Source organism: Burkholderia sp. Ac-20345, assembly GCF_017104825.1.
GTDB classification, from domain to species: Bacteria; Pseudomonadota; Gammaproteobacteria; order Burkholderiales; family Burkholderiaceae; genus Burkholderia; species Burkholderia lata_B.
The window spans coordinates 1-3,762 of the sequence record NZ_JAAGPO010000390.1 but is presented as its reverse complement, the minus strand read 5'-3'; the positions used below and the strand labels follow the sequence as shown (position 1 = coordinate 3,762).

At 69.3% G+C, this 3,762-nt stretch carries 6 protein-coding genes; 2 read left to right on the top strand and 4 right to left on the bottom strand.

Annotated elements, in window-relative coordinates; translation table 11 throughout:
- On the top strand, positions 1 to 424 hold a 424-nt coding region (locus G3O06_RS47065), incomplete at its 5' end, for a DAK2 domain-containing protein (RefSeq protein WP_205820168.1).
- Between the two features lie 145 nt (positions 425 to 569).
- Here G3O06_RS47065 and G3O06_RS47060 read toward each other — a convergent pair.
- From G3O06_RS47060 to G3O06_RS47045, 4 genes are all read right to left on the bottom strand, one after another.
- The gene (locus G3O06_RS47060) at positions 570 to 1,031 is read right to left on the bottom strand and encodes a hypothetical protein (protein WP_205820167.1); all 462 of its coding nucleotides are present in this window, start codon (positions 1,029 to 1,031) and stop codon (positions 570 to 572) included.
- Positions 1,032 to 1,089: 58 nt separating this feature from the next.
- Positions 1,090 to 1,377: a DUF1330 domain-containing protein gene (locus G3O06_RS47055; protein ID WP_174982085.1), complete on the bottom strand. Its 288-nt coding sequence runs from the start codon at positions 1,375 to 1,377 to the stop codon at positions 1,090 to 1,092.
- A 155-nt stretch (positions 1,378 to 1,532) separates the two neighbouring features.
- Complete coding sequence (locus G3O06_RS47050) at positions 1,533 to 2,444, bottom strand: amidohydrolase family protein (RefSeq protein WP_205820166.1); 912 nt, start codon at positions 2,442 to 2,444, stop codon at positions 1,533 to 1,535.
- Positions 2,445 to 2,511: 67 nt separating this feature from the next.
- Entirely contained in the window at positions 2,512 to 3,435 is a 924-nt protein-coding gene (locus G3O06_RS47045; RefSeq protein WP_174972642.1) for an AEC family transporter, read from the bottom strand.
- Here G3O06_RS47045 and G3O06_RS47040 point away from each other — a divergent pair.
- Complete coding sequence (locus G3O06_RS47040) at positions 3,430 to 3,735, top strand: hypothetical protein (RefSeq protein ID WP_205820169.1); 306 nt, start codon at positions 3,430 to 3,432, stop codon at positions 3,733 to 3,735. The genes G3O06_RS47045 and G3O06_RS47040 overlap by 6 nt on opposite strands.
- Positions 3,736 to 3,762: the final 27 nt, after the last annotated feature.

The window sequence follows — 3,762 nt, the reverse complement described above, 5'->3', positions numbered from 1 at the left end:
CGCCGCATTGCGCCGCGCGATCGCCGGCAGCTCGGGGCCGTTCTATGCGACCGCACTGCTGCGCGCATCGCGCCGGCTGGCCGACAGCGCCGAGCCGTCGGCGCGCGACTGGGCCGCGGCGTTCCGCGCTGCGGTGGAGTCGATCAGCGAACTGGGCGGCGCGCACGCTGGCGACCGGACGATGCTCGATGCGCTCGTGCCGGCCGTCGCTGCATTCGAGCGTGCGCTCGATGGCGACAAGGATGCATCGGCCGCGTGGGAGGCGGCCGTCGCGGCGGCGGAGCATGGCGCGCAGGAAACCGCGAACATGACGCCGCGCGCCGGGCGCGCGAGCTATCTCGGCGAACGTGCGATCGGCACGCCGGACGGCGGCGCGGTGGCGGTGTCGTATTGGCTGCGCGCGTTGCAGGCGCACATCCGGTGAAGGTCGAAGGCGCGCCATCGACGTCGCGCCTTCGATGCATCGGCACGCAAGACGCCGTTTCGCGTCACGTGCCGATGCCGCGGCTCGTTGCGATGCCGGGCGGCTTCACCTCCGTCGACATCCGCATCGAGGCATCCGCAATCAATCAGCGCGTCTTCGTCCGTCCAGGCAGCAACGCGGCGCCGACCGACGCCACGCCGAAACTCGCGAGCCAGCACCAGTAGCCGATCGCATCGAGATGCACGGGTTCGACGTCCCCCGCTTCGTTCACGGCGATCTGGTGCTGCGACAGGAAGCTCATCCCGAACAGCAACGCCAGTACGGCCAGCACGACCGCCTGGGCGCGGTAGCGCTTCGCCGTCAGCAGCCACGCGGCGAACACGAGCGGATTCGCGAGCCATGCATAGATGCCGCCGAGCACGCCCATCCAGCCCGTCAACAGCACCTGCCAGCCGTCGGCCCATGGATGCGGGACGGGCGCGCCGGTGCGGAACGGCGCGGTGAACATGGCGACCAGATAAAGCGCCACGCTGATCGCGAGCAGCACGGTCGTGGCGCGGCCCATCGGCGGGCGAACGGGCGCGGTGGCGGGAGTCGATGTGTTCATGGGCGGGCCGGGCTTCCGGCGTCGCAGCGCGACACCGGACGCGCCGGATTCAGGTCGCTCAGACGCCTTCGACCAGCACGGCGCGATAGCGCGCGCCCTTGAACCGGTGCTGCGCGACGGCCTGGTATTCGGGGCCGTGATACCACGCGTGCGCGGCTTCCTTCGACGGGAACTCGACGATCACGACGCCTTCCGGGCCTTCGCCCTCGAGCGTTTCCTGCGGCCCGTAGGCCGCGAGCACCTTGACCGGATGCCCGGCCAGCGTTGCGCCGACCTTGCTCTGGTAGAGGTCGAATTCCTGTGGGTCCTGCATGCTTTCCCGTGTAAACACGATGTAGGTGGCCAAGATGCGTGCTCCTGATGCGATGCGTGGATGGGGGCCGGACGCGCGCGGTGCCGTTCGAATCACCGCGTCAGCCGTGCAAGCCGCAACCGCACCCATGGCGGCGCGGGCAGTGTGCAGATTACAGGGGTTCCGCAAAACGCGCCGCCCCTGCCCGCTCACCCCTTCGCATCGAACCGGTACAGCGCCGCCGGCGTATCGACCAGCACCTGCCTGCGCCCGGCCGCGTCCGGCAGCAAGGTCTCCATGTACCGGTATGCGAGCGCATCGTCGACCGCGCCCTCGTATCCGACATGCGGCCAGTCGCTGCCCCACAGCAACCGCTCCGTGCCGAACGCTTCGCGCACCGCATGCATCGCCGTCAGGCCGGACGCCTGCCAGCGGTCGGCGCGGTCGTTCCGGTACGCGCCCGACACCTTGACCCACACACGCCTGCTCACCGCCGTCGTCAGCAGATAGCGGAAGCCCGGATCGTCGATCCCGAGCCGCGGGTCGGGCCGCCCGAAATGGTCGAGCGAAACGTCGACGCCCGCGTCGAGCAGCGGCGGCATCAGCACCGGCAGGCGCGCGGCCTCCGCATGCAGCTCGACCTGCCAGCCGTGCCGCCGCAGCAGCGGCAACAGCGCGCGCCACGCCGCGCCCGCGAAATCCGGATCGCGTTCGCCGATCAGGTTCAGCCGGATGCCGCGCACGCCGAGCGGCGTCCATGCGGCGACCTGCTCGGCATCGCGCGCGGGGTCGATCACGACGATGCCGCGCAGGCGCGCGGGCTGCGCGCGCAGCGCGGCGAGCAGATAGCGGTTGTCGGTGCCGAGAAAGCTCGGCTGGATCAGCACGCCGTTCGACATGCCGTGCCGGTCGAGCATCGCGAGGTACTGGTCGAGCGACGCGTCGTACGCGATCGTGTAGCGATGGCCCGGCACGAGCGGCAGCGATTTCAGGAACACGTGCGCGTGCGCGTCGACGCCGGTGATCGCGCGCCTGCCGGAGCCCGTGCCGGCGCATCCGCCGAGCACCTCGGCCATCGCGAGTCCGGTGAGTGCGCGATTGAACGAGCGCCTCGAAATCATGGGTGTCTCCTGTCTTGTTGTTGATGGTGCACGACGGGCCACGCCGGCTGCGTCGCGGCGTGTCAGCCTACATCGCACGCGCGACGATGAAAATCGGAACGAACGACAGCACCGTCGACAGCGCGACGACGAATGCCATCAGCCGGTGGTTGCCGCCGTACTGCGTGGACAGCACGTACGAGTTGCTCGCGCACGGCAGCACCGAATAGAGCAGGATCAGGTTCCCGGACAGCGGCGACACCGCGAACGCCTTCGTCGCGGTCAGCGCGAGCAGCGGAAACCCGACCAGCCGGATCGCGGTGGTCACGAGCCCCGCACGCACGAGCGCCGCTTCCTTGCGCGGCAACGGCAGCCGCAGCGCGGCGCCGACGCAGATCAGGCTCAACGGCAACGCTGCGCCGCCGAGCACGTCGACGGTCTGGTCCAGCGCGGCGGGCAGCCGCCAGCCGGTCAGGTTCAGCACGATCCCGAACGCGCTCGCGACGATCAGCGGGTTCGCCGCCACCTTGCCGACGATCCCCACGAGCCCGCGCCCGCCGGCCTGGCCGTGCTCGAACGACAGCAGCACGAGCGTGTTCGAGATCGCGACCATATACGCGACGACCACCGCCGCGATCCCGTAGTCCGCACGGTTCAGCAACCCCGACGCGACCGACAGGAAGATGTAGCTGTTGAAGCGGATCGAGCCCTGGACGATCGACGTGAACGACGCATGCGGCACCGCGCACAGCCGGCAGCCGAGCACGACGGCAGCCAGCACCGCGAGCGTGAGGCCCGTCAGCAGCACGATCGTCGACTTCGACGACGCGTCGAGCGGCCCGGCCAGCCCGATCGAATGCACGAGGAACGCGGGAAACAGCACGTAGTGGGTCAGTTTCTCGGCAGACGGCCAGAACGCCGCATCGACGAGCGCGATGCGACGCACCGCAATGCCGATACAGATCAGTGCGAAGGCGGGTGCGACGGCAACCCAGGCGAGTTCGGTATGCATGGCTGGACAGGTTCGGTGAAGGAAGCAACAGGTGAATCGGCACGTTCGCGAAGCGACGGCTCGGGCGCGGTCGTGTCCGGATCGGGATCGAACGGCAACCCGACGGCGGTGAGCGCTTCATACGCGAGCGCCGGTGCGAAGCGCACGCCGGAACCCGACGCGCCGGCCACCGCACAGCCGTTGCGGCCGATCGGCGTGACCCGCTTCCTCCAATCCGGTTACATCTATCACTACGCGTTCGCCATGATCATCGGCATGCTGGGGCTCCTGACCCTGTTTGTAACGCTCGGCGGCAAATAAGGCGGGGGACAACTTAATGCACGCTTT